This is a genomic window from Mycobacterium sp. (assembly GCF_052144515.1).
Taxonomy (GTDB): Bacteria; Actinomycetota; Actinomycetes; order Mycobacteriales; family Mycobacteriaceae; genus Mycobacterium.
Window position 1 is genome coordinate 1 of the sequence record NZ_JBKQQD010000081.1, and the last position, 2,919, is coordinate 2,919.

At 62.1% G+C, this 2,919-nt stretch carries 5 protein-coding genes; 4 read left to right on the top strand and 1 reads right to left on the bottom strand.

Annotated features, from left to right (window positions below; genetic code table 11):
• Positions 1-146: 146 nt before the first annotated feature.
• Positions 147-758: a hypothetical protein gene (locus ACLP9N_RS04265; protein ID WP_442406222.1), complete on the bottom strand. Its 612-nt coding sequence runs from the start codon at positions 756-758 to the stop codon at positions 147-149.
• 100 nt (positions 759-858) lie between these two features.
• Here ACLP9N_RS04265 and ACLP9N_RS04270 point away from each other — a divergent pair, with 100 nt between their 5' ends.
• The 4 genes from ACLP9N_RS04270 to ACLP9N_RS04285 all read left to right on the top strand — a co-directional run.
• A complete protein-coding gene (locus tag ACLP9N_RS04270) occupies positions 859-1,425 on the top strand; it encodes a Uma2 family endonuclease (RefSeq protein WP_442406223.1) in 567 nt (188 codons plus the stop codon).
• 210 nt (positions 1,426-1,635) lie between these two features.
• Positions 1,636-1,836: a type II toxin-antitoxin system prevent-host-death family antitoxin gene (locus tag ACLP9N_RS04275; RefSeq protein ID WP_442406224.1), complete on the top strand. Its 201-nt coding sequence runs from the start codon at positions 1,636-1,638 to the stop codon at positions 1,834-1,836.
• Complete coding sequence (locus ACLP9N_RS04280) at positions 1,833-2,273, top strand: hypothetical protein (protein WP_442406225.1); 441 nt, start codon at positions 1,833-1,835, stop codon at positions 2,271-2,273. The genes ACLP9N_RS04275 and ACLP9N_RS04280 overlap by 4 nt, the downstream gene beginning before the upstream one ends.
• Before the next feature lie 405 nt (positions 2,274-2,678).
• A partial coding sequence (locus ACLP9N_RS04285; protein ID WP_442406226.1) for a hypothetical protein occupies positions 2,679-2,919 on the top strand: 241 nt, incomplete at its 3' end.

Genomic DNA, 2,919 nt, shown 5'->3' on the forward strand with positions numbered 1-2,919 from the left:
TTCCGGCGCGAGGGCGATACGCTGACCCTGATCACTCCGGAACAACCCAGCCGCCTGTTCGGCAAGCCTGTTGTCGGCATCCTGGTTTGGCGCCGGGAGACCTGAACACCGCGCTTGCCAGCCCACCGCGCCGACCAGCGCCGGCGTCACGCCCTGATCCACGTCTCCGAGAATGCCAGCATCGCCGTGCTGATGGAGTAACCGGCGACATCGCGCGGCACGGGCTTGCCCGGCAGCACACGGCCATTCACCGATATGGTGGCATCGGCGCAGGGAACGAACAGGCTGGGCATGTGATGCCGGCCGGTCGCCGACCGCTCCGGCGGGAATGCGAAGCAGAACGGCGTGCCGAGGCCGCTCCAGGTCAACACTACGGTCATGTCGCCGGCGCGCACGGTCTCGGAATACGTGCTGCCCGGGTCGCCCGATGCGGAAACCGCGTCGAGCTTGCGAAATGCCACCCCGGCCAATCCCGGCGTTCCCTTGAACGCGCCGAAGTTCGCAACGAACCCGTCCACCAGGTAACGCGCAAGTGCTTCGTTGTCGGTCAGGCACAAATTCGCCCGTTCTGCCGGCGGGGTGGCCTGCTGCGGCGCCTGCAACAGGACCAGCGCGTGGCCGCGCCCGAATGGCGACAGCACCACGCGGAAAAAACTCGCGAGGGCAACGAACGGCCCGTCCGGCTGGTCCTTCAGCGAGATGCCGGGATTTTCTCCGGACCACTCCACGACGCCGGGAAACAGGATCGTCTCGGCCAAGTGCATTCTCCCTTGCTGGTCTCAGCGTGCTTCGGCGGTGGCTCCGGTGAGGCACGTCTGGAGCGTGGCAGATCGGTCCTGGTTATGGTAGCATCATCTCATGGACACAGCCTCACGCAACACCCAGTTCCTCGACGCCGACGCATTCCTGCGGACCGACCAGTCCGAGTTTGGTCCTGCCTGGCGCTATGAACTTGTCCGTGGCACGATCGTCGCGCACGCGGCGCCCAGTCCCGAACATGGCGTCATCCTCAGCAACCTGACTTATGAGCTCAACGGCCGTCTTCGCGGCCACACCGAATGCAGATCGGAAGTCGGCAGTGGTGCCGCGCCCAAGTATGAACAGCGCGACACGGCGCGAATCCCGGATGCGACGATCCGCTGCGGGAAACACCCTCGCGTGCTGTTCGAGGTGGCCTCCCCATCGGAGCTGCGGCACAAGCGGCAGTGGGACCAGAAGCGATCGGACCTGCAAGCCGTCGAGGGTGTGCAGGAGATTGTCGAGATCTATCAGGACGAGATGCTGGCCCACGCCTACCGGCGGCAAGCGGCTGGTTGGGTGTTCGAGTCGATCGCCGGGCCGGACGCATCGGTGGCGCTGCCCAGCGTCGGCATCGCGATCCCGCTGGCGGCGCTGTATGACCGGGTGCTGCCGGAGGGGGAGTGAGGCGGGGCTCTTCCCGCACCGCGCCTGGCCTGCTGTCTCTCACGGAGATCCGCCCGTCACGCGCCATGTCAGCCGGTATGGCCGGGCTGGGACCGGGACCCGCATCACGCCCGGTGACGCCACGGGCCGCGGTTCGCCTATGTGACGCACAGAAGCTGGGAGAACCTTGCGATGCCGCCTGGACAGATTACCGCGACCGCCTGTGACCTGGTGCGCAAGTTCACCCACTACAGCGACGTCGCGTTGAACCAACCGGTCGTGGTCACGCGCGATGGCAAGCCGTGCAATGTGCTGATCTCGGTCGAGGAGTACGAACGGCTCAAGCAGCGGGACCAGCAGGCATTCCTGGCGGCGGACACGCCAGAAGAGTTTCTTGCCGACCTGACGCGCTTTGCCGCGACCGGCGAGTGAACCTGGCGCCGCCACAGCGTGGCGACGTGATTCGTTACGCTTATTTATGGGCGGACGAAGGCGCCCGAGGTCACGAGGAAGCTCGCAAGGATCGGCCTGCCGTGGTTGTGGCGGTCTCCGTTACGGCTGGCCCGTCGCAAACCCGGGTGCTGGTGCTTGCAGTAACCTATACACCGCCGAAGGATCCATTCGACGCTGTGGCCTTCCCCGCTCAACTTAATTCTGCCATCGGACTGGACGATCGCCCGGCATGGATCGTCACGATGGAAGCCAACGCATTCGTCTGGCCCGGTCCGGATATTCGCCCGATTCCTGGCTGGGTGCCTTCGGTGGTCGTGTACGGCCGGATGCCGACCGCGCTGACGCGGAAGGTGGTTGAGTCCTACCTGGCAAATCGTACTCGCCAGCGCGCTCGGCTGGTGCAGAGGACCGAATAGCTCAGCGTCGCTGAGGTATTGGGCCTGGTCGACACGAGGACGTACGACCGCAAGCTGCGGAACAAACCCTGGCGGGTTACACACGCGGAGGCGGACGGCGATACTATGAGGATTGGGAAGCGAATCTACCAGAGACGGTAGCTCTAATCCGTCTCATGGCTGCTGATACTCGCACAGGTATGTCTAATGGTTCCTGGTGAACAACGGGATTCTAATGCCAATACGGTATTGAAAATATAATCCACGATACATCGCAATATATGTGGAAAGGCGTCGATGCACATCCAAATCCCCTACCGTTATCATTAACGACTATAACTGATGGTTGCCATGACACTTATAGCCCCTCTTGCTTCGGAAGGCATGTGAGTTCAAGATCGAACGTGGAGACGGGGGCTGAACAACGTGAGACTGTTGGAATACGAGTTTAGGCACATTCGCAGCATTGAGCCGGTACGAGATGCTAACGGCTCCGTGCGGCAATTTATGCCACAGAACCTCTATAAGAATGTTGGCGACCATCCACTCAACAAATATGGTCGTGGTCCCTTTTGCAAGTTCAGAATCACGAGCCAACTTCGGGTCAGCGGAGTTGATGTTTTGTGCGTAGGTGATGAGATACGATATATCGGCGAGTGTGCGAAAC